The following is a 24,407-nucleotide window of genomic DNA, read 5'->3' on the forward strand; positions in this document are numbered from 1 at the left end:
CATCTGTGGGGCGGGGGCGCCTTCGGGATCGCCTGGCTCGATCCAACCAGCTTCGGGCAGTACGTCTGGTACGTCATGTCTCGGGTGCGGTGCGTTGCCCGCCGTGCCGCTTGGCGGCATACGGCAGCACGAACAAGTTCGGACCGGTCAACAGGAGCAAGTCCTGACGGGTCAGCGGAGTTCCTGGATGCGGATCAGGTTGCCTGCGGGATCGCGGACGGCGCAGTCGCGAACGCCGTACGGCTGGTCCATCGGCTCCTGCATGATCTCGGCGTCGCTGGCCTCCAACTTCGCGAACGTGCTGTCCAGGTCGGGGGTTGCCAGCACGATGCCTGCATAGGTTCCCTTGGCCATCATCTCGGTGATGGTGCGGACCTCGTCGTCGGTCTTTCCGCACCCGGGAGGGCCCGGCGGCTCCAGGACGATCGCGGTGCCGGGCTGGCCGGGGGGGCCGACCGTGATCCAGCGCATGCCGGCGTATCCGACGTCATTGCGGACCTCGAAGCCGAGAACGTCGCGGTAGAACGCCAGGGAGGCGTCGGGGTCATCGTGCGGGAGGAAGCTCGCGTGAATCGTGATATCCATGGTGGTCACGCTAGATGCGGTTCGGGGGTCGGTGCTTCTCGATTCCTGATCGGTCTGGTCACCTGTTTCGCCACACACGGCGGCATCCCAGTCGTCGGGCGTGCCGCCTGGCGCCGGTAGACGCTGGGGGGCACGCCGACCAGTTCGGTGAACCGGGTGCTGAAGGTGCCCAGTGAGGCGCAGCCGACTGCGAAGCAGACCTCGGTGACGCTGAGGTCGCCACGACGCAGCAGCGTCATCGCGCGCTCGATGCGCCGGGTCATCAGGTAGCTGTACGGTGACTCACCGTAGGCGAGCCGGAACTCGCGGCTGAGGTGCCCGGCCGACATGTGCGCGCCGCGGGCGAGCGCCTCGACGTCCAGCGGCTGTGCGTACTCCCGGTCGATCCGGTCGCGGACGCGGCGCAGCCGCGCGAGGTCGGGCAAGTGGTGCGCCGCGGCGGGTCTGCTCGTCACCTACGAAATCGTGCCACGTCGCACCGGAGTCGCCTAGCGCCCCTGGAGTCCCACGCCGCTCTGCGTCCGCTCTGGTCGGTCTGCCCCGTTTTCGCCCCTCCAACCGTTCAGGCTGTCTCGATCACCACCGGCTGTCCCAGAAAGTCCTCCGAAGATGTCCGGGAGGCGGTGTCGGATCGGGGCTGGGGTGTTCGTGGAAGGGGTGAGCGGCGCCCGGAGAGGCGCGGCCAAACCACAGGAGATGATCGGGATGTCAGCGGAGAACGTGAGCGCCACCCTGACCGTCGCCGTGCCCGCCGCGAGGGTGTTCGCGGTGCTGGCGGACCCGACGACCCATTCTGCGATCGATGGCACCGGCTGGGTTCAGGAACCTGTCGACCGGGCGCCGCTGACCGAGGTGGGGCAGATTTTCCGGATGGGCATGTACCACGCCAACCATTCGGACGGCGGCTACCAGACAGCCAACAAGGTCCACGTGTTGGACCCGCCGCGCGCCGTTGGCTGGCTGACGGGGTACGACCCCAAGGGCGACGGTCACCTGGAGTTCGGCGGCTGGATCTGGCGTTACGACCTGGCGTCGCTCGGTCCGTCCCAGACCGAGGTCACGCTCACCTACGACTGGTCGGCGGTGCCGCAGTACATCCGGGAGTACCTCCAGTTCCCGCCGTTCGGCCCCGATCATCTCACCAACTCGCTGCACCACCTGGCCGAGCTTGCGGCACTTGTCGCACCAACGTCCCGGACCTGAGGAATGGAGACGCATCATGACCGCTACCTACACATTCGACGTCTTTTCCACCCTCGACGGTTTCGGCGCCCACAGCGGCGACTGGGGCGGCTACTGGGGCAAGCAAGGTCCCGAGTTTCTCGATCGTCGCCTCGCGTTGTACGACCAGGAACAGCGGATGGTCTTCGGGGCCCACACGTATCGCGCGCACGTGCAGATGCTGGCCTCGGGCATCGAGGAATCCGAGCTGAGCGACCCATGGGTCACCCGGATGAGGAGCCTGCCGGCAACGGTGGTGTCGACGACGTTGGAAGGACCGCTCGACTGGCCGGATGCGACCGTCGTGAGCGGCGACGCCGTCGACGTCATCGCCCGGCTCAAGGAGGAGTCCGAGGTGCCGTTGCGCTCGCACGGCAGCCTGTCGATGAACCGGGCGCTGATGGCCGCCGGCCTGGTCGACCGCGTCCAGGTGACGGTCTTCCCGGTGATCTGCGGTCGGACCGGGGAGGACCCGGTCTTCGGGGGTGCGGCCGACTTCGACCTCGAGCTGATCGAACACCGCACGCTCGACGGCCACACCCAGGAGCTCATCTACCGGCCCACCCTGCATGGCTGAGCCCGTCCATGCACCCTCACCCCGTCAAGCAGCCGACCTGACGTGGAAGGTCCCGGTGACCGACATGCCGACCGGTCTCATGCATCCTGCGCCTTCGAGCGCGATTGCGTCAGCGTCCAAACGCCCAGGCCACCATCAGCGGGAACTCGGCCTGCCAGAACGGGTCGCCGTGGTTACCGACCCGCTCTGTCATCACGACGTCCGCACCGGCATCGCGTAGCGCGTCCGCCCACCGGGTCGCGTTCTCACAGAACCACGGCTCCAGCGTGCCGGCGACGAGGTAGGTGCGCGGAAGCGGGCTCGGCATCTCGGCCGGCGGGCGGTAGCCGCCGCCCGGCGAGGCGGAGAAGACCGCGCCATAGATGTCCGGATGCCGAAGCCCCATGGCGAGGGAGAGCTCTCCACTGGCCGACACGCCGCACACCGCCGTGCGTTCGGCCGGCAACGAGACGCCGAAGTGTGACCGCACCCAGTTGCGGACGTCGGAGACGAAGAAGCTCTCGTGGGCCGCGAACCGGTCGGCGTCGAACGGCGGTGAGTACTCATGGATGCGTACCATCTCATCCTCATCGTCGGTCCGGTAGGCACCGACGATCATCGTGGGCGGTACGTCGGCCGCCTCGAGGTCACCGCCCCACTGCGAGATCAGCTGACCGTCACCGGCGAACACGACTGCCTCCGGCGGATCCGGCGGCACGTACACCGTGACCTGCCGCCCGCCGTCGTAGTCGAACGTCTCGGTGACGAGCTCTCCCGCTATCCGATCAGCTGACACTGGTTCCGGCGCCACTTCGGCACCAGCGGGCCCTACGGCTGCTTCGTCATCCATTGATCCCACCTCGATCCTTGAGCGTTCGTACAGGTCTATCGGCGGCACGCGTCTCTGACAGCGGCCGCGGTTGCGCTGATGTGCTCCCACCAGTCCTCGCCACGGCCCGGTTGTTGACCGCTGCCGTAGCCGAAGCACGCGAGGTACATCGGTCGCACGGACATCACGCCCTCGAGCCGCTCGAGCTCGTCGTCGGTCAACTCGACGTGCTGGCAGTACGCGCGCACCGCAGCGTCGATCCACGCGGCATTGTTCCGGGTGCCCCACATCAGATAGGCGAAGTCGGCAAGGCGCGGGCCACGCCCTGAGGCCTTCCACTGGATCGCGACCGGCCCACGCTCGCTCACGATCACGTGGTCGTGGGCGTGGAGGAGATTGCCGTGGACCAACGCCTGCGGAAGGCCATGTCCGTCGTCCGCTGAGCGCACCTGGGCGCGGAGCTGCTCGAATGCCTTGCGGCCGGTGGCCGCGACCTTCGCCTCGGCGACATCGAGGAACGAGAGGGCGGCCAGCACGTCCTGACGCGGGCTGCCCTCACGGGTTGGGTCCTCACCGCTCGCCCCACCGGGGCGGCTGACGGACTCGTCGAGTGGCAGCGTATGCAGCCGGCCGAGCAGGTCACCCATGATGACGAACCTCTCGGTATCCGCGGGTCCCCTCGCCGTCCGGAGCTGTCCGCCGGTGACGAACCGCGTGACGAGGACGGACAAGCCGTCGAATACGGACGCCGCCTCGTCGACCGCGAGCCGCTCCGCCGGGTAGTGCTGCCGCTCCAGGAACCGCAGGATCGCCGCGTCGCCCTCGGTGCCAGCCCGAGGGCGAGCCGGCGGAAACACACGCGCAACCCACGGGTCGCCGTCGCCGCGCTCGACGCGGAAGACGTGATCGTTGTGGTGGCTGACCTTCGTCGCGGCGACGGCGTCAACGCCGTAGTGATCCCTCAGATGGGCGAGCAGGCGCCTAGCGATGGGCTCGTGAAGCGCGTCGGAGCGCCCGTCGTCGGTCCAACGTCGCCAGGCGAGCCGCCCTTCGACGCCCTCGAGGTCGGTGAGCGCTTCGGTGTAGAGCTGGCCGTTCTCCTGCGCGTGGCGCCGGACAACCTTCTTGAAACTGCCGTCCTTCGTCATGGACAAGCCTCCTCATGACACCCCCGTCCCCCAGCGACGCGGTGTTCAGAGATGGCCTGTGACATCGACGACAACGACGACCGAGAGGCAATTCCCCTTCGCCGAATGGAACCCCAGCTGGGGCGGACGTTCCACGGCTCGGCGACCGGTCGGCGCCGTGGCGGCATTGTTTCCGGCAGCGCAGCCCGAGTCAAGTACTCGGTCGCAGATCGAGGCACGTCCCGCGCAGGGCGCGGAGCATCGCGAAGATGCGCCCGCTGCAAGAAATCTAGCCCGCCCAGAGGATGTCGATGATCCGCAGAGTCTCGGTCTGCTCGTGAACGACGAAGGTCAGCATTCCCTGATCGTCTGAACCAAAGAATGCGACTCGCACCGCCGACTGCCCTGGGCGCTCCGGCACCGCGTCCCAGGGATCCTCGAGAAGCTGAAGAAGACGCTTGAGCAAGGGGCCGTTCCGCACGTCTTCGGGCAGGCCGTTCAGCTCGTAAAGTGCACGCCCATGGAAGCCATCGAACTTGTGGGTCACACCCGGCCTTTCCAATCGGCGGGGGTGTAACGAACAAAGGCGTCTTCGCGCCCGTGGATTGCGTCTTGTACCGCCTCCTCATATCCCGGCCGGGCGTATGCGATCGCGCGCAGGCGCCACTGCCGCAAGAGACGACGCACTTGCTTGAACCGTTCAAGATCGTGAGCGGCGTCGAGGGCCTGATCGTACTCTGCCCGGAACTGGGCACGATGTGGCGGCGGAAGTAGTTCGAAGATCGCGGCCGGGTCGTCGCCGGGATCTTGCCGCCCGACAGCATCGAGGAACTCGACGGTCATGGGCACAATCTACAGGGACACCCACGACGGCGCCCTCCATGGGAAGCAATGATCCAGATGGACGGAACAGCCGTCGCGTCGAGGCCTCCTCAGCCGTCGGTGTGCGCGACACCGACCGGGCAGGCGACACCGGTGGAGTGCACCGGGCAGTAGCCGTTCGGCACCTTGTGGAGGTACTGCTGGTGGTAGTCCTCGGCGTAGTAGTAGTCGCCGAGCGGGGCGACCTCGGTCGTGATCGCGCCGTAGCCGGACTGGGCGAGCGACTTTTCGTACGCCTGTTTCGACGCCTCGGCGGCGGCGCGTTGCTCGTCGCTGGTGACGTAGATCGCGGAGCGGTACTGCGTGCCGACATCATTTCCCTGGCGGTAGCCCTGGGTCGGGTCGTGGTTCTCCCAGAAGATCTTGAGCAGGCCGGCGTAGGAGATCCGCTTCGGGTCGAAGACCACCCGCACGACCTCGGTGTGGCCGGTGCGGCCGGAGCAAACCTCCTCATACGTCGGGTTCGGCGTCGTTCCACCCGCATATCCGGCGGAGGTCGACCAGACTCCGGGCGTCTGCCAGAAGAGCCGCTCGGCACCCCAGAAGCAGCCGAGACCGAAGACCGCGACCTCATAGCCCTCTGGAACGGGACCTTCCAGCGGCGTACCCAGCGTCGCGTGGGTCGCGGGCACGGGAAACGGCCGCTCGGCCCGGCCCGGCAAGGTCTCCTGCGGCTTGGGCATCTCACGCATACGGCCGAACAGTGCCATGGTCAGGCCTCACTTTCCGGTGACGGCGATCCTTCCTTCAGCGTAACGACCCGCTGCGACACCGGGACGTCGTGAGCGCCGCTCGGACTCCACATCCTTGGTGGTCAGCGACGGGTCGCCGTCCGTCCGCGGCGATGCATGAAGAAGTCGTACGGCAGGCCGAGACCCTGCTCGGGTACGGGATCGGTCCGGCCGGCCAGCAGGCTCGATCGCCTGCGGTCGAGTTCAGCGGACATCCGGGCGAGATCGGCTGGGCGCTGAAGTGCCTGGTCGCACCGTTCCGCCGGATCGTCACGCAGGTCGAAGAGTCGTGGCGCGGGATCGCGTGGCCGGCCGTAGAGATCGGGCAGAGGGAGACCGGCCGCGTCCGCGGCGTACGGCACGATCACCTTCTCCGTGGTCGTACGCAGTGCCGCCGACGCCTGCCGCGTCGACTCCACGGACACGACGCTGGAACGGATCTCGCTCGCCGATCCGTCGATCAGGGGCACCATGCTGCGTCCGGTCAGGTCGTACGCCGGCCTGGGGATGCCGCTCAGCTCACACAGGGTGGGCAACACGTCCTCGTGCGAGACCATGCCGTCAACCCGACCTTGCCCCGGGCCGGATCGGTCACCCGCCGGCAGTTTGAGGATCATGGCGAGCCGGGTCACGGCGTCATAGAGACCGTGATGGTCGAAGTAGAGGCCGCCCTCGCCGAAGCACTCGCCGTGGTCGGAGACCAACAGCAGGAGGGTGTTGTCCCAGCTCTGATGTGCCTTGAGGCCGTTGATCAACCGGCCGATCTGGTGGTCGACCTGGGAGATCTCACCGTCGTACTGCGCGAGGACGTACGCATAGTCGTCCGGATGGCGCAGGTTCATGTCGGCGAGAAACGCTTCGTAGTAGTCGGGATGGATGGCGCGCACCTGCGCCATGTCGACGGCCGGCATGCCCTGTGGCCCTGGGGGCACCTCGTCCGGCCGGTAGTGCATCTCGTCATACGGCGGCAACGGGCCGTAGGGCGTGTGCGGATCCCAGTAGTGGATGAACAGCAGCAAGGGCTTGTCGCGGGGCTTGGTGGCGAACTCCAACGCCCGGTCGGTCAGCTGCGTGCTCTGGTCGCCGAACGGCTTGTAGAGGAATCCCGAGTAGTGGTCATAGCCTCGGGCGAACCACGTGCCCTTGCCCAACCCCTGCACGACGAGGTTGTCGAGCGCCACCGTCACGTAGCCGGACTCCTTGGCCAGTTGGGGGAGGAGCTGGATGTCCTCGTCGAGATGCACTTGCGCCGGATGCGTGACCACCCTGTGCTGGTAGGGATGTAGGCCCGACAACAACGTGGTGAACGACGGCGTGGTGGGGATGCCGGCCGCGTACGCCTGGTCGAAGACGACCGACTCGGCTGCCAGGGCGTCGATCGCGGGGGACGTCGCGATCGGATAGCCATAGCAGCCGAGATGGTCCGGGCGGAGCGTGTCGACCGCGACGATGACGATGTTCGGCCGGCGGTCCACATTCTCGTCGTCGTTCACCGGAGGTACCGCTTGTGCACTGTCATGTGGGGCTACCGGGGCGCGTTGAGTTCGTTCGGGTCGGGAATTCCGGCCGCCTGGCCCACCCGCTGGGCGAGTGGCGTCGCGCCCGGGCCGACCTTCTCGTCGGGTTTCGGTGTCCCGATGTTGGTGGCGCACATGCCCTGGTCCGCGACCGGATCGGAGTCGCGTCCGGTCTCGGCGAGGCGTTTCGCCAACCAGGCATCGAGAACTCCCTCGAGCTCCGCCACGACGTCCGGTCGGTCTTCTGCGATGTTGTTCTGTTCGCCCGGATCGGCTTCCAGGTCGAACAGCTCCTTCATCGGCCGGCCGTGCCGATCGGGTTCGATCGACCGGATGAACTTCCAGCGGTCCGTACGCACGCCCCGCTTGACCTGCCAGGTGGCCTCGGAGAGGAACACCTCGGTGTAGTTGGCGTCGCGGACGCCGTAGATGGCGGGAAGCAGGCTGATCCCTTCCATGCCTTCGGTCTGCGGGATGCCGACCAGGTCGAGCAGGGTCTGCGTGACGTCGAGGTTCTGCACGAGGCCAGGAACGCGACGGCCCGCCGGCAGCTTGCCGGGCCACGACATGATCAACGGGATGTGGACGTTGCCCTCGTAGAGGCCGTGGTGGTCGAAGTAGCCCAGTTGCTCGTTGAGGACCTCGCCGTGGTCGGCGGTGATCACCACGATGGTGTCGTCCCTGACCGGCTCCAGGGCCGCGAACACCTTGGCGAGATAGCCGTCCATGTAGCGGATCTCACCGTCGTACAGGTTGACCACGTGTTCGGCGTCGGTGACCCCGGGCATCCAGTCGTGGAAGTACCACTTGAACGGTTCCCAGCTCCACGCCTCGTCCATGCTGTGGTTGTCGGGATCGTACGGATCGCGGTCGCCGTCGGTGTAGAGGTCCTCGTAGCCCGGTGGCGGGAGATAGGGCGTGTGCGGGTCCCAGTAGTGCAGGAAGCAGAAGAACGGCCGCGGATCGGCCACCACCTCCTCGATCGTCGGGAGCGCGAGGTCGGTGACCGTCTCCGCCTTGCGCAGCACGGTGGGATCCGACCGGTCCCACTGGTAGGTGCGGTAGTGCTCGAAACCTCTGCTGAAGTGCCGGTTCATGTTGTCGACGGCCGCGGTCACGTAACCGTTGTCGGCAAGGATCTCCGGCAGGAGCTTGATGCCGTCCTTGATCGGCACGCCGCCGCCGATGTTGACGATGTCGTGGGTGATGGCCTCCTTGCCGGAGAAGAGCGTGGTGAAGCTCGGGTGGGTGGGGATGTTCGGCGCGTAGCAGCGTTCGAAGACCACACCGGTGTTGGCGAACGCGTCGAGGTTCGGACTCGTGTCCCGGTGGTATCCGTAGCAGCCGAGGTGATCCGCGCGCTGGGTGTCCAGCGCGATCAGCACGATGTTGGTCATCCGGCAACCTCCTCGACCGTACCGCCTTCGAACGAACGGATCGCCGCCTCGATGACCTCCTGCGCGGCGAGACCGTCAGCGCCCGAGCCATCGAGCGGACCGCCGGCCTGGACCTGGGAGACGAAGGCGTTGATGCGGTTGGAGAACGTCTCGCCGAAGCCTTCCATGCCGCCCATGATCGGGTTGTCGACCACCAGCTTCTCCGGCGACTCGCGGGGGAAGAACTCCAGGCGTTCGAAGACGTTCTCGATCACGAAACGTCCCTTGCTGCCGGCGACTTCGCACCGCTCGATCGGGTGGTAGCGGCTCGCGTCGTAGCTTCCGGTCAGGTGCCCGACGGCGCCGCTGGCGAACTGCAGGTTGATCGAGGCGTTGGACCAGATGGCGCGGCCCGGTCCCTTGTGCAGGAACGCCTGCACCTTGCTGATCGGTCCACCGAAGTAGCGCATCACGTCGATGGAGTGTGGATGCAGCGCCCGCAGGTGGAACCATGGCGAACTCTCGTTGGGGTTGTTGATCCAGAGCGCCATGTTGACGAAGAGGATGTCGCCGAGTTCGCCGTCCTCCTGCAGTTTCTTCGCCCGCGCGGCGGCCGGCGTGAAACGGTGGTTGAGGTTGACACCGAGAAGGACGCCGGCATCCTTCGCCGCCTGAACCATCTCTCGCGCTTCGGTGAGGTTGTTGGAGATCGGCTTCTCGACGAGGACGTGCTTGCCGGCCGCGATCAGCGCCATGGTCGGGGCGTGGTGGTGGCCGCCGTTCTCCGGCCCGGCGGTGGCCACGCTGACGGCGTCGAGTTCCTCGGCGTCGATCATTTCCTCGAGACTGTGATAGGCCGGTATTCCGTACTGCTTGCCTACCGGGTCGACGCGTTCGGGCAGCAGGTCGCAGACCGCCACGAGTTCAGCATCAGGGTTGTTGGTGTAACAGCGGGCGTGGTTCTTGCCGATCCCACCCAGCCCGACGATACCTACCCGGAGCATGGGCCCTCCCAATCTGTTGGCACTGGACGTCTGGATACTGGACGTGTCGACGCTGGACGTCTCGATCCTGAACGCGTCGATCCTGAGTATGCCGGTGCAGCTCTTGTCGGCGCGGGTGGTGCGTGCGTTGGTCCTGCCACGCATCCCGTGCGGTATCCACTAACCGGCATTGATCTCCTGCAGGCAACGGTGGAGATATCCGCGGCTCTCCGCGGCGACACTGCTCGCCTGGGCAGGGGAGTACGAACCGGCGCCGATCACCTCGAGGTTGAGCGGCCCGTCGTAGCCCACCTCGGCGAGGGCGCGCAGGGTGGCCGGGATGTCGACCGTTCCGCGCCCGGGAATCTGCGTCGGCGGCGGACCGACCTTCTGCTCCCGGCTCGCGCAGTCCCGGAAGTGTGAGGTGACGATCCGTTCGCCCCAGCTCTTCGCGATGTCGTCCGGGTTTTCGTCGGCCCGGAACAGGTGACTCGGGTCGAAGTTGAGCCCCAGCGCGGGATGGGTCACCTCGGACGTCAGCCGCAAAGCGCTCGCGCCGTTGTAGATCGCCTGCCCCACATGGGGTTTGACGGCAAGCGTCAGGGAGTACTCCCCGGCCAGCTCGGCGAGCGTGGCGAGGTGGGCGATCGCCTGCTTCGTGGACTCCTCGTCACCGGTCTTGCCACCCGAACCGACGTTGACGATCGGGATCTCGAGCCTGGTCGCGAGGTCGAAGATCCTTTCCAGCCGGTCGCGGTCGGTGGTGGCGGCCTCGATCGCCGTGGCGGTGAGGCCGTTGTCGCCGAGCAGGGTGGTGAGGCGTTTGATGGTGCCGGTGTCATTGTCGGGCGAGATGTGCTCGCACATGCCTTTGATCGCCGCGAACTCGACGTAGGAATATCCTGCGAACGCGATCGCCTCGACCGCCGATTCGACGTCGACGGACGCGAACAGGACGGTATTGCATCCCAGCTTCATGGGACAGCATCCTTTCTCAACAAATTCGATCCTTCTGCCATCGGATGGATTCGTCCCATTCGACATAGCGCAACGGAAGGTCGCGCCAGTACCACGTCGACTCGTCATCGGGCCAGGTGGCATAGATCTCATCCCACGTCGCGACACCGCAGTGCACGTCGAGGGCACGGCGTTCGATCACCTCGTGCAGGGGCTGGTAGCGGAAGTCGCAGGAGAGGCGGACCCGGTCGGGCTGGCCGTTGGGCAGCGCCTTGTGCACAGTCCGGCTGGAGAACGTGAGCACGTCGCCCGCGTCGAAGTCCCCTTCAGCCCATGTCAGGTCGAGGTTGCAGAGGTAGGCCTCCAGCCCGCCGGCACCGTCAGCTGCCTTGTAGGACAGGAGCCCGTCCTGGTGTGAACGGTCCAGCACGGTGAGACCGCCGAGGCTTCGCGGGCAGTCTCCCAACGGAAGCCACGCTGTCCATACGTTCGGGCTGCCCTGGACGTGGATGAAGTCCTGGTGTGGCGGCGTGGGGTTGCTGTCGCGGCGCGGCACCATCATCCGGGCGATGTTGCGAGGGTGCCGTAGGACCGGCGCGTCGAAGAGTGCGGCGTACAACGCCTGCAGTCGTGGGTGGTCGGAGAGTTGGTGGAACTCCCGCACGTGTTGCGCGTCGCGGTAGGCCGCCGGTGTCACGCCGACACCGCAGAACTCCGTCTCGGCCGGATCCTCGCGTTCGTACGCAGGCACGTCCGCGATCCCCTCGCCGACCGGTGTGCCCGGAGCGAGCCAACCGTGTCGGTCGATGATCTCGAGGAACCGCTGGCGTACGTCGAGAACCGCCGCACGAGGCAACAGCCCGCGCAGGAACAGATAACCGTGCTCGTCGGCGCGGGCACGCAGGGCGGGCGGGTCGCCGAGCAGGTCGGAGGAGTCGAGGAACGGCGTCGTACGCGTCGGGCCGGTGGTCGTCGGGGCCGTCATCGAACGCTCCGGGGTCGGGATCGGTCGCTCATGGTCGCGCCAGGAACGGGTCGGGAGAAAATCGTTTCATCCAGCGTCGAGGGAGGTACGCCGCGAGTACATGCCCTGACCGGTCTTGGCAGCCGGAGTTCGCGTGGACGAACTTCGCCCTTGTGAGACGTCCACGGTGCGCCGGGGACGGCCGACGCTGGGTCTCAGGTGACGACGGGCGTGAGGTCGGCCGCGGGCCGGTGCGGACGTCCGCCTCGGGGGCGACCTCGCTGCTGGTCGGGCCGCGCGGCGAGGGTGGCGGACACGTCGGCGAGGCGTACGACCGCCTCGGCGAGATCGGCTTCGGGCAGTGCGTAGGGCAGGCGCAGGAACCGCTCGAACGCACCATCCGTCCCGAATCTCGGGCCCTCCGCCAGCCGCACGCCGTGCTGGCCGGCGAGGACCGCGAGGGTGCTGGACACCGGGGCGTCGAGCTCGCACCACAGGCTCAGCCCACCGGGCGGCAGCTCGAACCGCCAACGCGGCAGGTGAGCGGCCAGAGCCTCGACGAGTGCCGCCCTTCGCCTGCGTACCATCGATCGCCGCTCGGTCAGGATCGGCTCGTGCCGCACCATCAGCTCGGCGGCGGTCAGCTGGCTGAGGATCGACGTACCCAGGTCCGTCACCGCGCGGACGCCGAGCAGCGTCGGCACCAGCGAGGCCGGCGCGCGGAGCCAGCCGACCCCGAGGCCACCCCAATAGCACTTGCTGGTGCTGCCGACGAGGAGGACCCGGTCGTGCCGGTCGTAGGCGGCGAGCGGGTGGGGCATGGCGTCGGGCTCGACGTCGAGAGCGAGGTCGACCAGCGTCTCGTCGGCCACGGTGAGAGTCCGGGTCCGCGCGGCGGTCGCCGCGACCCGCTCGCGCGTGCTCGCCGACATCAACAGGCCGGTCGGATTGTGGAAGTCGGGAACGAGGTAGGCGAGCCGCGGCGCGGACTGACGCAGCGTCGCCTCGAACATCGCGACGTCCCAGCCGTCGGGGCGCAGCGGGACCGGCACGGCGCGGGCCGGCACCTGGCGGATCGCCTCGAGGACGTTGGGGTAGGTGGGGTGCTCGACGAGGACCCGATCGCCCGGACTCACGAACGCCCGCAGGATCAGCGCGAACGACTGCAACGACCCGCCGGTGACGAGGATCTGGTCGGGCGTCGTCGGCAGGCCGCGTTCGGTGTAGCGGTGGGCGAGCAGCTCACGCAGGTTCGGCACGCCGAGCGGGGTGTAGCCGTGGCCGCGGAGGTAGGTCGGCAGGGCGTAGGTGGCGGCCTCGACGGCCGCGGCCATCCCGGGCGGCGCGGGCAGCGCGGCCGCACAGAGGTCCAGGGCCTCGTCGTCGGGATCGGCCGCGGGCATGATCGCTCCGCCGCCGGGTCCGGGGCCGCCGTTGGTGCGGTGGGAGGTGCCTGGCGCGCCGGCCCCCGACGGCACCTGGATGCGGCTCGCCGCACCGCGCCGGCTGGCGAGGAAGCCGGACTCTCGCAGGACGCCGTACGCGGCGGCGACGGTCGTGCGGCTCGCCCCGAGCGCGCGGGCGAACTCGCGCTCACTGGGCAGCCGGGTGCTCGGTGGCAGCCGGCCGTCGAGCACCAGGAGGCGGATCCGGTCGGCGAGCGCGCGGTAGGACGGCCCGCCGTGGTGCCAGGAGCCGAGCATGTCGACGAGCTGGTTCGCCGTCGCGGAGCGATCCAACATGCATGCCACTCTCACACGACTGGCTCTGGAATACCAGGCCAGTTGTGGGTGAGGATCGCAGACGTGCCCGCTGAGTCCCGCAATGTCAATGACAAGTCCGCACACAATGCCGCACCCATCTCCGCCCATGCGGTCGAGTTCGCGTCGAGCCCGCTCGCCGCTCTCCGGGAGGGCCGGCTGACCCGCCGGTTCGTGCAACTCTTCCTCGGCCTGACGCTCTACGGCGCCTCGATGGCGTTGATGATCCGTTCGACACTCGGTCTCAACCCCTGGGACGTGTTCCACCAGGGGCTCATGGAGCACACGCCACTGTCGTTCGGGATGATCGTGATCATCATCAGCGGTGTCGTGCTGCTCGCCTGGATTCCGCTTCGGCAGGTGCCTGGAATCGGCACTGTCTGCAACGCCGTCGTGATCGGGATCGTCGTCGACGCCACCTTGCTCGTGCTGCCGGCACCGGAGTCGATGACGCTGCGGATCGTCTTCATGGTGTCCGGCATCGTGCTCAACGCGGTCGCGGGCGGTGCCTACATCGGCGCGCGCCTCGGTCCCGGACCTCGCGACGGGCTGATGACCGGGCTCGTCCGTCGTACGGGCCGATCCGTCCGGCTCGTACGTACGGTCATCGAGGTCACCGTGCTCGCGATCGGCTGGCTGCTCGGCGGCACGGTCGGTGTGGGGACGGTGCTCTACGCCGTGAGCATCGGCCCACTCGTGCACATCTTCCTGCCGCGGTTCACGGTGCCGGCACCCGTGGCCAGCGCCTCCGCGCTCGACGAGCGGCAGCGTGCCGTTGGATGAGGGCGCCCCTGTGGGAGCGTGCCGTTGGGTGAGCGTGCCCCTGTGGCGAAACCGTCTCTCATGAGTCGGTATTGCCGGGCGATGGCCGCTCCCGGACGTCGCGCTGGGTAGCCTCAGGCCATGAACGAGCAGCACCACGGCTTCGAGACTCTGGCGATCCACGCGGGCCAGGAGGCCGACCCCGCGACCGGCGCGGTGATCACCCCGATCTTCGCCACCAGCACCTACCGCCAGGACGGCGTCGGCAAGCCGCGCCAGGGCTATGAGTACTCGCGTACGCAGAACCCCACCCGGGCCGCGTTGGAGGAGTGCCTCGCCGCGCTCGAACACGGCGCCCGTGGCCTCGCCTTCGCCAGCGGCATGGCAGCCGAGGACACCCTCCTGCGTACCCTCTGCAAACCCGGCGACCACGTGGTCATCCCCGATGATGCCTACGGCGGCACCTACCGGCTCTTCGCCAAGGTTGGCGAGCCGTGGGGCCTCGCGCACACGCCGGTCCACGTCGCCGACGTCGACGCCGTACGCGCGGCGCTTAGGTCCCGGCCGACCGCGCTGCTGTGGGTCGAGACGCCGACCAACCCGCTGCTCGCCATCGCCGACATCGCCCGACTCGCCGAGATCGCCCACGAGGCCGGCGCGCTGCTCGTCGTCGACAACACGTTCGCCTCGCCCTATCTCCAGCAGCCGTTGACGCTCGGCGCCGATGTCGTCGTCCACTCCACGACGAAGTACGCGGGCGGCCACTCCGACGTGGTGGGCGGCGCGCTGGTGACGGCCGACGCGACACTGGGTGAGCGGCTTGCGTACGGCCAGAATGCGATGGGTGCGGTGGCGGGCCCGTTCGACGCGTGGCTGGTGCTGCGGGGCCTGAAGACCCTGGCCGTACGCATGGAACGCCACAGCGACAACGCCGAGCGCATCGCCGCGTACCTCGCCGGCCATCCGAAGGTCGGCCAGGTCCTCTATCCGGGCCTGCCCGAACATCCGGGCCACGAGGTGGCGGCGAAGCAGATGCGGCGGTTCGGCGGAATCGTGTCGTTCCGGCTGGCGGGTGGTGCCGCGGCCGCGATCGAGGTCTGCGAGCGGACGACCCTCTTCACCCTCGCCGAGTCCCTCGGTGGCATCGAGTCGCTGATCGAGCATCCGGGACAGATGACGCACGCCAGCGCGGCCGGGTCGCCGCTGGAGGTGCCCGACGACCTGGTGCGGTTGTCGGTGGGCATCGAGACAATTGACGACCTCCTCGACGATCTGGCGCAGGCGCTCGGCTGACCGGCCGTGCCCGTTCGGCTGACCCGGCCTGCCCGTTCGGCTGACGCGCGTGGGGCGAACCGCTGGAGTGCCGAGGTGCGAACCGCCGAGATGGCCTTGCGTGGCAGGAGGAACGACGATGAGTGAGAGTACGCCCGCGAGCCCGAACCCACTGGCCTGGTGGGAGATCCAGGTCCCTGATCTCGACGTGGCTCAGGCGTTCTACGGTGCAGTCTTCGGCTGGACGTTCGAGCCGTTCGAGGACGGCTTCGTGGTGGCGAAGACGGCCGACGGCACGATGGTCGGTGGGCTCGACACCTCCGCCGGTGACGCCCCTCCGGCGGGCCGCCGCGTCCACGTGTACTTCCGGTCCGACGACCTCGAAGCCACCCTTCGTGCGGTCCAGGCGGCGGGTGGCGCGGTGGTGCAGCCGCGGACGCTGATCTCGGAGGGGTACGGCTGGTTCGCGACGGCCGCCGATCCGTCGGGGCTCCAGTTCGGCCTGGTCACCGACAAGCCCGCGACCCCCGCCGGGTGAGCGCGGGCTGAGGCCCACTCCTACCGTCCACGAGCGTCCTCGGCGGCGGACTCCTCTGCTGGCGTTCGGCCACCCTCTACGCTTGCGCCGGTGACGATCAACGACCTGACGGCGCGGGCGATGCGGGTCCACGCGCTGTACGACGAACTCAACCACCGGCAACGCGGCCGCACCTGGAACCGGGAGGAGTTCGTCCTCGGGTTCGTGGGCGATGTCGGGGATCTCGCCAAGCTCACCATGGCGGCCGAGGGCGCGCGCGACATGCCGGGAGGCCGGGCAGCACTCGGGCACGAGCTGGCCGACTGTCTCTGGTCGGTGCTCGTTCTCGCCCGGCTCTACGACGTGGATCTCGATGCGGAGTTCGAGCAGATGACGGAGAAGCTTGCCGCTTCGCTCACCGACCGACTGCGCGAAGGCTGAGCCGGCCTGGTCATGATCATGTACGGGAAACCGGGGTCGAGGGCGGCACGAACCGCCCGGTTTCCCGTACATGATCATGGCGCGAGGGCGTCCGGACCATGGCGAGGGTGGCGCTTGGCCTGGGGCGGCGGCCCGCTTTCCGCGTCCCACCAGCGAGTCGGCGCAGGTCGTTCCGATGGTGTCCACGACCGCCGCTCGGGCGTCGCACGAGGTGACTGCCGCGCGGTATGACTAGCTCCATGACGAGCCCCACCACCCCCCAGAACCCGCTGCGGATCGGCGTCAAGCTCGCCCCGCAGCACACCACCATCGACGAGCTCCGCGGCGTATGGCAGCTGGCCGACGAGGCCGGATTCGACAGCGTCTGGAACTTCGACCACTTCGCGTCCATCGGCAGCGACGACCCTTCCGGTGACGTCTTCGAGGGCTGGACCCTGCTGGCAGCGATGGCCGAGGGCACCAGCCGGGTACGCATCGGCTGCATGGTCAGCGGCAACACCTACCGGCACCCAGCCGTACTCGCCAAGATGGCGGTCACGGTCGACCACCTGTCCGGCGGACGGCTGGACTTCGGCCTCGGCGCGGCGTGGGCGGAGGTCGAGCACTCCATGCTCGGCCTGCAGTTCGGGACCGTGGGCGAACGCATGAACCGGTTCGAGGAAGCCTGCGAGATCATCACGTCGCTGTGGACCCAGCCGACGACGACGTTCGCCGGCAAGCACTACCAACTGTCCGACGCCCTCTCCAACCCGAAGCCGGTCCAGCGTCCGTACCCTCCGTTCTGGATCGGCGGCAGCGGGCGCAAGCGCACCTTGCGGATCACGGCGAGGTACGCCGACGCGTGGAACGCCGCGGGTGGGTCGATCGAGGAGATCGCCGAGCTGTCCGGGGTACTCGACCAGCACTGTGCGGACGTGGGACGCGACCCGGCCGCGATCCGGCGCACGGTGCAGGTCCGGTTCGGCGAGAACCTGACCGACCCGGCGGACCTCCTGCCGATCGTCGAGTCCTACGCCGGAATCGGGATCGGCGAGGTGATCGTCGTCCTGCGCGGCGGTGACGCGGTGGCGCGGGCGGAGAAGGTCGCGACCGTCCTCCCGCAGCTGCGGTCGATCGGCTGACAGCGCAGGTGTCACGGTGCGGCCGGGTCGTCGCTACCGCCCCGGGCAGCTGTACGTGTCCGAAGGGACCTGTCCGAAGAATCGGTATCCATCACCGTTCAGCGAGTTACGGACAAGTCTCTTCGCCGCGGGATCCGCCGGCGCCGCCACCGCAGGGTGGCCACGGTGCACGACAACAGGGCCATCGACAGGGCGAGGAACCTGAGACCGCCTGCCAGCTGCTCGGGGTAGACGACGCCGGTGAGGTAGTGGTCGATGAACCCTCCCCGCAGAAGGGGTTCGCCTGCCCTGCCACGTGCCCAGTTCTCTGTCGCGGTGAGGGGGCAGGCGAGCGGAACCAGCGTGCCGACCAGCCCCCAGCACACCGCAGCCAGATGAGGGCCGATGGCGCCAGGCCAGCGCCAGCCAAGAAATCCACCGAAGATGACGTAGGCCATGAAGGCGAAATGCGCGGTGGCGGCGGCCACGACGAGGGCCCGGAATCCCATGGCAGCCACCTCCAGCAGGCTGCGAGACCGAGAGCACTCTTCTCCACTATCGCACCGCGGGCGTGAGGTGCGGTGGCCGCGCCGCCGCCACCTTCACGATCGCGTTCATGATCACGGGGGAGGGCGCAGAGCGAACGTGTCGCCGGCGAGGGAGCGGATCAGGTCCTCGTCGACGTCGTGGCCCAGCCCCGGGCGGTCGAGCGGCACCGGCACCTCTCCGTCGTACGCCCGGATCGGCGGATCCACCACGTCTTGGGTGTAGTACTTGTCCGAGCCCGAAACGTCGCTGGGTAAGGCGAAACCGGGCAGACTGGCGAGCGCGACGTTGGCCGCGCGACCGATCCCGAACTCGTGCATCCCCCCACACCAGACCTGCCACCCCCCGGCGACCGCGCGGTCATGCGCACGTCGTGCCGGCGTGATCCCACCCATCCGGGACACCTTGATGTTGAGGATCTTCGCCGCATCGAGCGCCATTGCCGTGTCGAGCTGATCAAGGTCGTCGATGGACTCGTCCAGGCACAGTGCGGTGTCAAGACGCGCCTGCAGGCGTGCGTGCGCGGCCAGGGCTCCCGGCGCGAAGGGCTGTTCGATCAGCAGCAGGTCGTACGCGTCGAGGGCCTGGAGCGCGTTCAGATGAACGGGATCCTCGTCGTACGCGCCGTTGGCATCGACCTGCAGCGCGAGATCGGGATAGGTGCCGCGGACCGCGCGGACCGGTTCGGTGTCCCACCCGGGTGCGATCTTGAGCTTGATCCGCCGGTATCCGTCGTCGAGGTGGTGGCTCACCTGGGCGAGCAGATCGTCGATGGTGGGTTCGATGCCCAGGCTGACGCCCGCTGGCGCGGTGGTTCGGGTGCCGCCCAACGCGCTCGCGAGCGACATGTCCTCCCGCCGGCACGCGAGATCCCAGCAGGCCATGTCGAAGCCGGCCTTGGCGAAGTTGTGTCCCCGGATCCGCGCCCACGCGAGGTCGGCCTCCCACGGCGTCGTCCACCGGTGCGCGAGTACGGCAGGTGCAAGGTGGGTGGCCAGCATCCACCAGCACGTGTCGACCGTCTCCGCCGAGTAGAACGGATCGCTCGGCGACGCGATCTCGCCCCAGCCCACGAAGCCGGCCGTGTCCTCGAGTCGGACCAGGATGTGTTCGAGGTAGGACTTGCGGTGCGAGCTCGTCTCGAACTCGTGCACCAGCGGCAGGCGGACCCGGAACGCCTCCACGCCGACGAGGGAAACCGCCGAGCTGTCGTTCGTCGGTGCCTGGGTCCTCGGGTCGGGTGCCTTCGTCCCTCGCGTAGTCGGCTCGGGTGTCGTCGGGTCCGGGCTGCCTGGTTTCTGGCTGCCTGGTTTCTGGCTGGCTGGTTCCGGGCTGGCTGGTTCCGGGCTGGCTGGTTCCGGGCTCATCGGGTCGTCCTCCGTAGCTGGCTCACGGTCGTTGCGTCCTGTCGCCGGTGGCGGAAGGTGAGCCCGGCGCGGCCGGCGTGAGACCGATGCTCGCGGACGCAGGCCGGAGCCGGTACCACGCCGAGTCCGTGTCGTCGGCCCGGCACGACACCGCGACGTATCCCTGGCCCAACGTTCGTTCGAACGCCGTACTCACCGCTGTCCGCACCTGCTTCGCACGGTCCGGTTCACGCGCGACGTCGGACCACGAGCGCGGAATGCCGATCAGCATGTCCGTGCCCTCCCGGACGAGTTCGCCCCATCCGGGCAGACGGGTCGGAACCTGGTCCACGGCCGGTGGCGACGGCGGCCCCGCAAGGTCCCACTCCACGATCAGCCGGTCGCTCGGATGGCCGGGGTCGCGCCCCATGTCCTCGACACCGTAGAGATTGGGGACGAACCACCTCGCCCGTGCCCCCAGGACGTCGAGGTTGAAGTGCCCGTTGCCGGCGCGAACCGGATCGTAGGACCAGCGCATGGTCGTGATTCCGGTGCCGAGGACGTACGCGCGTTGGCCGAACTTCAGCGCCCGACCTACCCCGCGCCCCTGCCACTGCGGATGCACCACAGCGGCCTGCGAGTAGTGGTAGACCTCGCCCGAGGTGGCGTCCTTCCCCACGAATCCGTACGCGAAGCCAACCAGCCGCTCGCCGTCGAACGCCCCGATCACCGAACCACCGTTGCGGCGCAGTGCCCAGAGCAGCCGCGGGCTGACGGCGGGCGCGGTCGGTCCGAGTTCGAGGACAGCGCGGTAGAGCTCGACGCTCGCCTTCATCTCCGCCGGCTGTTCGAGCGGACGGACCGTGAGGGAGGGCCCGGCAGCGGTGTCCATGAGGCTGATGCTTTCACTGGCCGCGAACGCGGCGCCGACGCCCCGGCCTGCCGACGTCCGGGGCCTGCCGACGTCGTGGGCTGCCGACGTCCCGGGCTGCCTCGTCGATCGGTTCACGTCCCCGACTCGCCGCGCAGACGGCGCGAAAAGAATCGGGGACACGCCGGGCGTGGTGCCACCACTTCGTGGCTTGGCCATGAGATCCTCGGCCGCCGCTCGGTGTGATCCATCCGCCCCCGCCAGCCGATGTCTTTCTCGCACCACTCCGCTAGGCTTCGCGGCGATCTGTCCTGTTCGCGATCCGACCGCCGGTCGGGGTCGCCCTGAGGGCCAACGCGACACCCGTCGGCACGGAGGACGACTGTGGTCACGAGTGAGTCCCGGCTACGCGGAGCTCTCGACCTGCTGTTCACCGACGGGCCCGTGCTGGATGTCTACTCTCACGGGCCGTGGGCGGTGCCCGATGGCCTCCTCGACGAGGCGGCGGCCCGCATCGACACCCTGGTCGCCGACCGGCGATCGGCACAGCTCACCCTCGGCAAGCAGCCCGGACTGCGCACCCCGACCCCCGCCGTCGTCGCCGACGTCCTGGGCATGGTGGCGTTCCTCTGCGGTGACGCCGCCGTGCGCGCCGGCGTCTGTCGCCGGGTTGAACACGACCTGGTCGAGCGCTTCCGGATCCATCCCGTCATCGAGGCCGAACCCGACCGCCGCTGGGTGGCACAGGGATCCTCCTGGCGGCCGCCCGGCCGGAACCTCTTCCAGGCCGCCGGAGACGACCGCGCCCGCCGCACGGTGGCGCTCGACCTCACCACGGAAGCGCTGCAAGCCCTCGACGGTGTCGTCCCACTGAACGAACGTCGGCAGGCACTGTTGCATCTGTACGACGAGGCACGACGCGACGCCGACCTGCTCGAGGCAACCCTCACCACGCCGTACGTCCGCTCCGAGTGGGGCCGGCTCGAGGAACGCTGGGCCGAGCTCGCCGGCGACGACCTGGTGGCCATCCTGCCCGAGCTCACCGGACCGGTCGGCTACCTCAGCTGGATCGTCGACGGCTGGATCGCGGCGCACGAGCGACTCGGCACCCTTGTCCCGGGCGGCGGCGACTCGACCCAGGCGTTCGTCTCGTTGCTGATCCAGGCCGGTATGACCGAGGCTCCTGCCGAGCTCGCGGTCGGGGTCCGGGGCGAGCTGTACTCCCAGGTGCAGCAACAGTTGCGCGTCGTCCTGCGGACCTGGAACGCCGGGGCCTGGCGGCGCCGGGTCCGCGACTGGCTCGCGAGGGCGCTCGTCGCCGGCGAACTCGAGCTCAGCCGCGCCTGGCTCGACCTTTCCGTACGCCTCACAGGCGCGGTCCAGGGTCTCCCGGGGGCTCCGGCGACCCCCCGCCCGTGCCTCGTGCCCGTCGACTGTTTCCAGGAGGACGTACGCCGGCTTTTCCGGGTACGCCGGGTGCGGCACCCTCTCACCGGGTCCAGCTCGGTGGCGGGGTGGGTGGCGGCTGATGCCGCGTTCCCTTTCGGCGTTCAGGCTGGCGGTCGGCTTCCCGAGGAGGAGTTCGCTGGCGAGAGTCTCGGCTCAGGCCCGTCCCCGGAGGAGCGGCCGGGCGATGAGGTCGCCGTCGAGCCGGCGGCTGGAGAAAGGGCGCGTACGCAGGAGTCGGCCGCGGCGTCGGCTCCCCAGGAGGCAGGTGCGCGGGACCCTGCAACGCGAGAGGCCGCTGTCCGGGAGTCGGCCAGCGACCAGCCGATGAGTGAGGGCGCTGGCGCCCGCCGGGACCGTGCCGCGGCGGAGCGGGCCTCACTCGACCCGGCTCCGGTGGAACCAGGCCGGGTGGAACCAGACCTGGTGGAACAGGCACAGGGAGACGCTCCTGGGGAACCCGTCGAAGCGGACCGGACTGGCGCGAGCCGAGCCGACGGTTCGGCGGCCGAGGGACACCCGACTGGTGCGGATCCGGACCAGATCACCGCTGGGCACGACTTGCCAGAACACCCCGACCACACCGCAGCGTCAGAGCGGCCTGCACGACCGGACCAGGCGGCCAGCGCGACACCGGCCACGCAGCCAGACCAGCCCGCGCGGGCCGGGCAGGAAGGCGAAGCCGGAGTTCCTGCACGTGCTGGACAGGTGACGCCTCCCGAACAGCCAACGCGACCCGAGCAGCAGGGCGAGGCTGGTCAGACCGCGTCTTCGGACCCGGCAGCTGCCGACGCTGCAGCGGGTTCGCCCCCTTCCGACATAGCTCAACCGGAACGAAGCACCCGCGAACCGGCCCAGTCCGAACGTGGCCGACGCGCCGTCGCTGATCGTCTGTCCATCGCGGAGTCGGAGGCGGGGGCATCGTCCGTCCCGCCCGAGCAGATCACGGGAGCCCACGCCAAGCCCATGCCACCTGAGGGTGGCGACGCGACCACGGCCTTCTCCCAGCAGATGCTCGGACTGATCGGGCCGTCGACCCCTCCGCAAGGACGCCGAGCGAACGAGTCGGGGCGAGACCACGCCGACACTGGTCCGCACGGGGCATCACACGGCGCGGGATCAGAACACGAGCAGCACACATCCTCCGAGGCTGTGGCCGGTACATGGGGGTTCGAGGCGTTCGCCAGTCACGGACAGCACCCCGACAGCCCTGGCCCGGACCACCAGCGCAACGGAGGCCGGATACCGGCCGACCGGTCCGCTGATCCGATTCACCCGCACGCCGGTGGACAGGGATCCGGTGGACAGGGATCCGGTGGACAGGGATCCGGTGGACAGGGATCCGGTGGACAGGGATCCGGTGGACAGGGATCCGGTGGACAGGGAACCGCCGGACACGGCGGCGCCTGGGTCTCAGGGGGGCACGGTGGCTATGGCGGCACGGCCGGCCGGGGCGCACCGGCCAGTCAGGGCGGCCCCGACGTACACAGTGGGCCCGGCGTACAGAGTGGCCCCGGTGACCAGCTCGGCTATGGCGCCCAACGCGGCTCTGGTAGCCAAGCAGGCTCTGGCGGGCCGGCTTTCCCAGCTCCCGTGGCTCCGCCCGCGAGCCTGGTCGGCAGCCCGAGCAACGACTTCGCGTGGTACAACGCCACACCGCCCGGCGACTACCGTGAACCGGTCGAGGCCGAGTCTGAGCCCGGCGACTATGCCATGTGGACGCGCCGCGAGCCGACAGGCCCGCGCGCCCAGGTGTTGGCCCTGATCGACAGCATCGTCGGCCAGCCTGCCCTGGTCACCGCACTTCGTGAGGCGGTCGCCGCGCCCGAACAGGACCTGCGTCTCCTCGTCGCCGGACCACCCGGCACGGGCGAGGGCATGACCGTCGACGTGCTGTCGAAGTTGGTGACGGCGCGCGGGTTCGACGGCACCGCCATCACGATCAGATACGAGCATCTCGCCCGGCTCGATCCCACGACGGCCGTCGGGCAGTTGCGTGAATGGGTGGACGGTTGTCTCGGCGAACGCCTGCTGGCCATCGAGGACCTCGACCAGATCATCAGCGACGGCGCCCGTGGTGCGGCACTGGCCGAGGAACTGCACCGGCTGATCAGTATCTGCGGAACTGACCTGCAGGTAGTGGTGTTCACCGGGCCCGACGGATACCGCCGTCTGGTCGATATCAACCCGGCGCTCGCGGCATGGTGGCGGGTGGTCCGTACCCGTGACTTCGACGCGGGTGACTACGCCACCATCTTCGGGCGGGTCGTCGAGCAGCGCGGCGCGGTCGCCACGGACGATGCCGCCCGGCGGGCCGGTGACATGTTGGCCGCCACGCCCGCCGAGGGCCAGCTTCGCAACGCCAGGTTGGCCGCCTACCTCGCCGAGATGGCTATCGACGCGGCGCGCAGGCGTACGGACGGGTCGTCCCCACCGATGGTCGACCTCGCCGACCTGCCACGGTTCGAGTCCGAGCCACCGCCACCCCAGCACGTCGCCGACGGTCCCCAGCCTGGGGCATACTCCCGACTCGGCCGGTTGCGCTGACGCACGCCGCCCGCGGAGGTCCGCTCGGCGCTTGCCCACGGCACGGCGACGGGGTGGCGGAGTCGCAGGAA

At 68.9% G+C, this 24,407-nt stretch carries 25 protein-coding genes; 9 read left to right on the forward strand and 16 right to left on the reverse strand.

Features of this window, described 5'->3' with window-relative positions:
* Nucleotides 1-171: 171 nt before the first annotated feature.
* On the reverse strand, nt 172-585 hold the full coding sequence (locus tag ABN034_RS05195; RefSeq protein ID WP_349689827.1) for a VOC family protein: 414 nt from the start codon (nt 583-585) through the stop codon (nt 172-174).
* A 5-nt stretch (nt 586-590) separates the two neighbouring features.
* Nucleotides 591-1,040 (reverse strand): helix-turn-helix transcriptional regulator, encoded by a 450-nt coding sequence (locus ABN034_RS05200; RefSeq protein WP_349689828.1) that lies wholly within the window; start codon nt 1,038-1,040, stop codon nt 591-593.
* Nucleotides 1,041-1,290: 250 nt separating this feature from the next.
* On the opposite strand from ABN034_RS05200, the gene ABN034_RS05205 reads away from it, so the two are divergent.
* Nucleotides 1,291-1,788 carry an SRPBCC family protein gene (locus ABN034_RS05205; RefSeq protein ID WP_349689829.1) on the forward strand — a complete coding sequence of 166 codons (498 nt, stop codon included), beginning with the start codon at nt 1,291-1,293 and terminating at the stop codon, nt 1,786-1,788.
* 16 nt (nt 1,789-1,804) lie between these two features.
* Nucleotides 1,805-2,383: a dihydrofolate reductase family protein gene (locus ABN034_RS05210; RefSeq protein ID WP_349689830.1), complete on the forward strand. Its 579-nt coding sequence runs from the start codon at nt 1,805-1,807 to the stop codon at nt 2,381-2,383.
* 109 nt (nt 2,384-2,492) lie between these two features.
* Here the strand turns inward: ABN034_RS05210 and ABN034_RS05215 are convergent, their stop codons facing one another.
* The 8 genes from ABN034_RS05215 to ABN034_RS05250 all read right to left on the reverse strand — a co-directional run bounded on the left by ABN034_RS05215 (nt 2,493) and on the right by ABN034_RS05250 (nt 9,828).
* Entirely contained in the window at nt 2,493-3,212 is a 720-nt protein-coding gene (locus ABN034_RS05215) for an alpha/beta hydrolase (protein WP_349689831.1), read from the reverse strand.
* A 35-nt stretch (nt 3,213-3,247) separates the two neighbouring features.
* Entirely contained in the window at nt 3,248-4,339 is a 1,092-nt protein-coding gene (locus ABN034_RS05220; RefSeq protein WP_349689832.1) for a phosphotransferase enzyme family protein, read from the reverse strand.
* A gap of 268 nt (nt 4,340-4,607) precedes the next feature.
* The gene (locus ABN034_RS05225; RefSeq protein WP_349689833.1) at nt 4,608-4,865 is read right to left on the reverse strand and encodes a hypothetical protein; all 258 of its coding nucleotides are present in this window, start codon (nt 4,863-4,865) and stop codon (nt 4,608-4,610) included.
* Complete coding sequence (locus ABN034_RS05230) at nt 4,862-5,161, reverse strand: DUF6247 family protein (protein WP_349325390.1); 300 nt, start codon at nt 5,159-5,161, stop codon at nt 4,862-4,864. Before ABN034_RS05230 ends, ABN034_RS05225 begins: the two co-directional genes overlap by 4 nt.
* Before the next feature lie 89 nt (nt 5,162-5,250).
* Complete coding sequence (gene msrA / locus ABN034_RS05235) at nt 5,251-5,910, reverse strand: peptide-methionine (S)-S-oxide reductase MsrA (protein ID WP_349689834.1); 660 nt, start codon at nt 5,908-5,910, stop codon at nt 5,251-5,253.
* A gap of 104 nt (nt 5,911-6,014) precedes the next feature.
* Nucleotides 6,015-7,424 (reverse strand): sulfatase family protein, encoded by a 1,410-nt coding sequence (locus ABN034_RS05240; RefSeq protein ID WP_349689835.1) that lies wholly within the window; start codon nt 7,422-7,424, stop codon nt 6,015-6,017.
* Nucleotides 7,425-7,456: 32 nt separating this feature from the next.
* Nucleotides 7,457-8,845 carry a sulfatase family protein gene (locus ABN034_RS05245; RefSeq protein ID WP_349689836.1) on the reverse strand — a complete coding sequence of 463 codons (1,389 nt, stop codon included), beginning with the start codon at nt 8,843-8,845 and terminating at the stop codon, nt 7,457-7,459.
* On the reverse strand, nt 8,842-9,828 hold the full coding sequence (locus ABN034_RS05250) for a Gfo/Idh/MocA family protein (RefSeq protein ID WP_349689837.1): 987 nt from the start codon (nt 9,826-9,828) through the stop codon (nt 8,842-8,844). Before ABN034_RS05250 ends, ABN034_RS05245 begins: the two co-directional genes overlap by 4 nt.
* Here ABN034_RS05250 and ABN034_RS05255 point away from each other — a divergent pair.
* The gene (locus ABN034_RS05255; RefSeq protein WP_349689838.1) at nt 9,827-9,991 is read left to right on the forward strand and encodes a hypothetical protein; all 165 of its coding nucleotides are present in this window, start codon (nt 9,827-9,829) and stop codon (nt 9,989-9,991) included. The two genes, ABN034_RS05250 and ABN034_RS05255, sit on opposite strands and share 2 nt — an antisense overlap.
* On the opposite strand, the gene ABN034_RS05260 is transcribed toward ABN034_RS05255, so the two are convergent.
* From ABN034_RS05260 to yczR, 3 genes are all read right to left on the reverse strand, one after another.
* Complete coding sequence (locus tag ABN034_RS05260; RefSeq protein WP_349689839.1) at nt 9,988-10,785, reverse strand: sugar phosphate isomerase/epimerase family protein; 798 nt, start codon at nt 10,783-10,785, stop codon at nt 9,988-9,990. The two genes, ABN034_RS05255 and ABN034_RS05260, sit on opposite strands and share 4 nt — an antisense overlap.
* A gap of 16 nt (nt 10,786-10,801) precedes the next feature.
* The gene (locus ABN034_RS05265; protein WP_349689840.1) at nt 10,802-11,749 is read right to left on the reverse strand and encodes a phytanoyl-CoA dioxygenase family protein; all 948 of its coding nucleotides are present in this window, start codon (nt 11,747-11,749) and stop codon (nt 10,802-10,804) included.
* Between the two features lie 194 nt (nt 11,750-11,943).
* Nucleotides 11,944-13,470, reverse strand: coding sequence for a MocR-like transcription factor YczR (gene yczR / locus ABN034_RS05270; protein ID WP_349689841.1), 1,527 nt, complete (start codon nt 13,468-13,470; stop codon nt 11,944-11,946).
* A 63-nt stretch (nt 13,471-13,533) separates the two neighbouring features.
* On the opposite strand from yczR, the gene yczE reads away from it, so the two are divergent.
* The 5 genes from yczE to ABN034_RS05295 all read left to right on the forward strand — a co-directional run bounded on the left by yczE (nt 13,534) and on the right by ABN034_RS05295 (nt 17,601).
* Entirely contained in the window at nt 13,534-14,271 is a 738-nt protein-coding gene (gene yczE / locus ABN034_RS05275; protein WP_349689842.1) for a membrane protein YczE, read from the forward strand.
* A gap of 120 nt (nt 14,272-14,391) precedes the next feature.
* Nucleotides 14,392-15,543, forward strand: a complete 1,152-nt coding sequence (locus tag ABN034_RS05280) for a cystathionine gamma-synthase (RefSeq protein WP_349689843.1) — start codon at nt 14,392-14,394, stop codon at nt 15,541-15,543.
* Between the two features lie 118 nt (nt 15,544-15,661).
* Entirely contained in the window at nt 15,662-16,060 is a 399-nt protein-coding gene (locus ABN034_RS05285) for a VOC family protein (RefSeq protein ID WP_349689844.1), read from the forward strand.
* A 90-nt stretch (nt 16,061-16,150) separates the two neighbouring features.
* The gene (locus tag ABN034_RS05290; protein ID WP_349689845.1) at nt 16,151-16,480 is read left to right on the forward strand and encodes a MazG nucleotide pyrophosphohydrolase domain-containing protein; all 330 of its coding nucleotides are present in this window, start codon (nt 16,151-16,153) and stop codon (nt 16,478-16,480) included.
* A gap of 239 nt (nt 16,481-16,719) precedes the next feature.
* Complete coding sequence (locus ABN034_RS05295) at nt 16,720-17,601, forward strand: LLM class F420-dependent oxidoreductase (RefSeq protein ID WP_349689846.1); 882 nt, start codon at nt 16,720-16,722, stop codon at nt 17,599-17,601.
* A 98-nt stretch (nt 17,602-17,699) separates the two neighbouring features.
* Here the strand turns inward: ABN034_RS05295 and ABN034_RS05300 are convergent, their stop codons facing one another.
* The 3 genes from ABN034_RS05300 to ABN034_RS05310 form a co-directional block, all read right to left on the reverse strand.
* Entirely contained in the window at nt 17,700-18,089 is a 390-nt protein-coding gene (locus ABN034_RS05300) for a DUF2784 domain-containing protein (protein WP_349689847.1), read from the reverse strand.
* A 111-nt stretch (nt 18,090-18,200) separates the two neighbouring features.
* Nucleotides 18,201-19,493 carry an o-succinylbenzoate synthase gene (gene menC / locus ABN034_RS05305; protein ID WP_349689848.1) on the reverse strand — a complete coding sequence of 431 codons (1,293 nt, stop codon included), beginning with the start codon at nt 19,491-19,493 and terminating at the stop codon, nt 18,201-18,203.
* A gap of 22 nt (nt 19,494-19,515) precedes the next feature.
* Entirely contained in the window at nt 19,516-20,364 is an 849-nt protein-coding gene (locus ABN034_RS05310; RefSeq protein WP_349689849.1) for a GNAT family N-acetyltransferase, read from the reverse strand.
* Between the two features lie 363 nt (nt 20,365-20,727).
* Between ABN034_RS05310 and ABN034_RS05315 the strand changes: the two genes are divergently transcribed.
* Nucleotides 20,728-24,336 (forward strand): hypothetical protein, encoded by a 3,609-nt coding sequence (locus ABN034_RS05315; RefSeq protein WP_349689850.1) that lies wholly within the window; start codon nt 20,728-20,730, stop codon nt 24,334-24,336.
* Nucleotides 24,337-24,407 lie beyond the last annotated feature (71 nt).

This window comes from Actinopolymorpha sp. B11F2, assembly GCF_040195635.1.
Classification (GTDB): domain Bacteria; phylum Actinomycetota; class Actinomycetes; order Propionibacteriales; family Actinopolymorphaceae; genus Thermasporomyces.

Bases quoted from the DNA above. Each gene is read 5' to 3' on its own strand.
- ABN034_RS05195 (WP_349689827.1), bottom strand. From the start codon at position 585: ATGGATATCACGATTCACGCGAGCTTCCTCCCGCACGATGACCCCGAC.
- ABN034_RS05205 (WP_349689829.1), top strand. From the start codon at position 1,291: ATGTCAGCGGAGAACGTGAGCGCCACCCTGACCGTCGCCGTGCCCGCC.
- ABN034_RS05210 (WP_349689830.1), top strand. From the start codon at position 1,805: ATGACCGCTACCTACACATTCGACGTCTTTTCCACCCTCGACGGTTTC.
- ABN034_RS05215 (WP_349689831.1), bottom strand. From the start codon at position 3,212: ATGGATGACGAAGCAGCCGTAGGGCCCGCTGGTGCCGAAGTGGCGCCG.
- ABN034_RS05220 (WP_349689832.1), bottom strand. From the start codon at position 4,339: ATGACGAAGGACGGCAGTTTCAAGAAGGTTGTCCGGCGCCACGCGCAG.
- ABN034_RS05230 (WP_349325390.1), bottom strand. From the start codon at position 5,161: ATGACCGTCGAGTTCCTCGATGCTGTCGGGCGGCAAGATCCCGGCGAC.
- msrA (WP_349689834.1), bottom strand. From the start codon at position 5,910: ATGGCACTGTTCGGCCGTATGCGTGAGATGCCCAAGCCGCAGGAGACC.
- ABN034_RS05245 (WP_349689836.1), bottom strand. From the start codon at position 8,845: ATGACCAACATCGTGCTGATCGCGCTGGACACCCAGCGCGCGGATCAC.
- ABN034_RS05255 (WP_349689838.1), top strand. From the start codon at position 9,827: ATGGGCCCTCCCAATCTGTTGGCACTGGACGTCTGGATACTGGACGTG.
- ABN034_RS05250 (WP_349689837.1), bottom strand. From the start codon at position 9,828: ATGCTCCGGGTAGGTATCGTCGGGCTGGGTGGGATCGGCAAGAACCAC.
- ABN034_RS05260 (WP_349689839.1), bottom strand. From the start codon at position 10,785: ATGAAGCTGGGATGCAATACCGTCCTGTTCGCGTCCGTCGACGTCGAA.
- ABN034_RS05265 (WP_349689840.1), bottom strand. From the start codon at position 11,749: ATGACGGCCCCGACGACCACCGGCCCGACGCGTACGACGCCGTTCCTC.
- yczR (WP_349689841.1), bottom strand. From the start codon at position 13,470: ATGTTGGATCGCTCCGCGACGGCGAACCAGCTCGTCGACATGCTCGGC.
- ABN034_RS05280 (WP_349689843.1), top strand. From the start codon at position 14,392: ATGAACGAGCAGCACCACGGCTTCGAGACTCTGGCGATCCACGCGGGC.
- ABN034_RS05285 (WP_349689844.1), top strand. From the start codon at position 15,662: ATGAGTGAGAGTACGCCCGCGAGCCCGAACCCACTGGCCTGGTGGGAG.
- ABN034_RS05295 (WP_349689846.1), top strand. From the start codon at position 16,720: ATGACGAGCCCCACCACCCCCCAGAACCCGCTGCGGATCGGCGTCAAG.
- ABN034_RS05300 (WP_349689847.1), bottom strand. From the start codon at position 18,089: ATGGGATTCCGGGCCCTCGTCGTGGCCGCCGCCACCGCGCATTTCGCC.
- menC (WP_349689848.1), bottom strand. From the start codon at position 19,493: ATGAGCCCGGAACCAGCCAGCCCGGAACCAGCCAGCCCGGAACCAGCC.
- ABN034_RS05310 (WP_349689849.1), bottom strand. From the start codon at position 20,364: ATGGACACCGCTGCCGGGCCCTCCCTCACGGTCCGTCCGCTCGAACAG.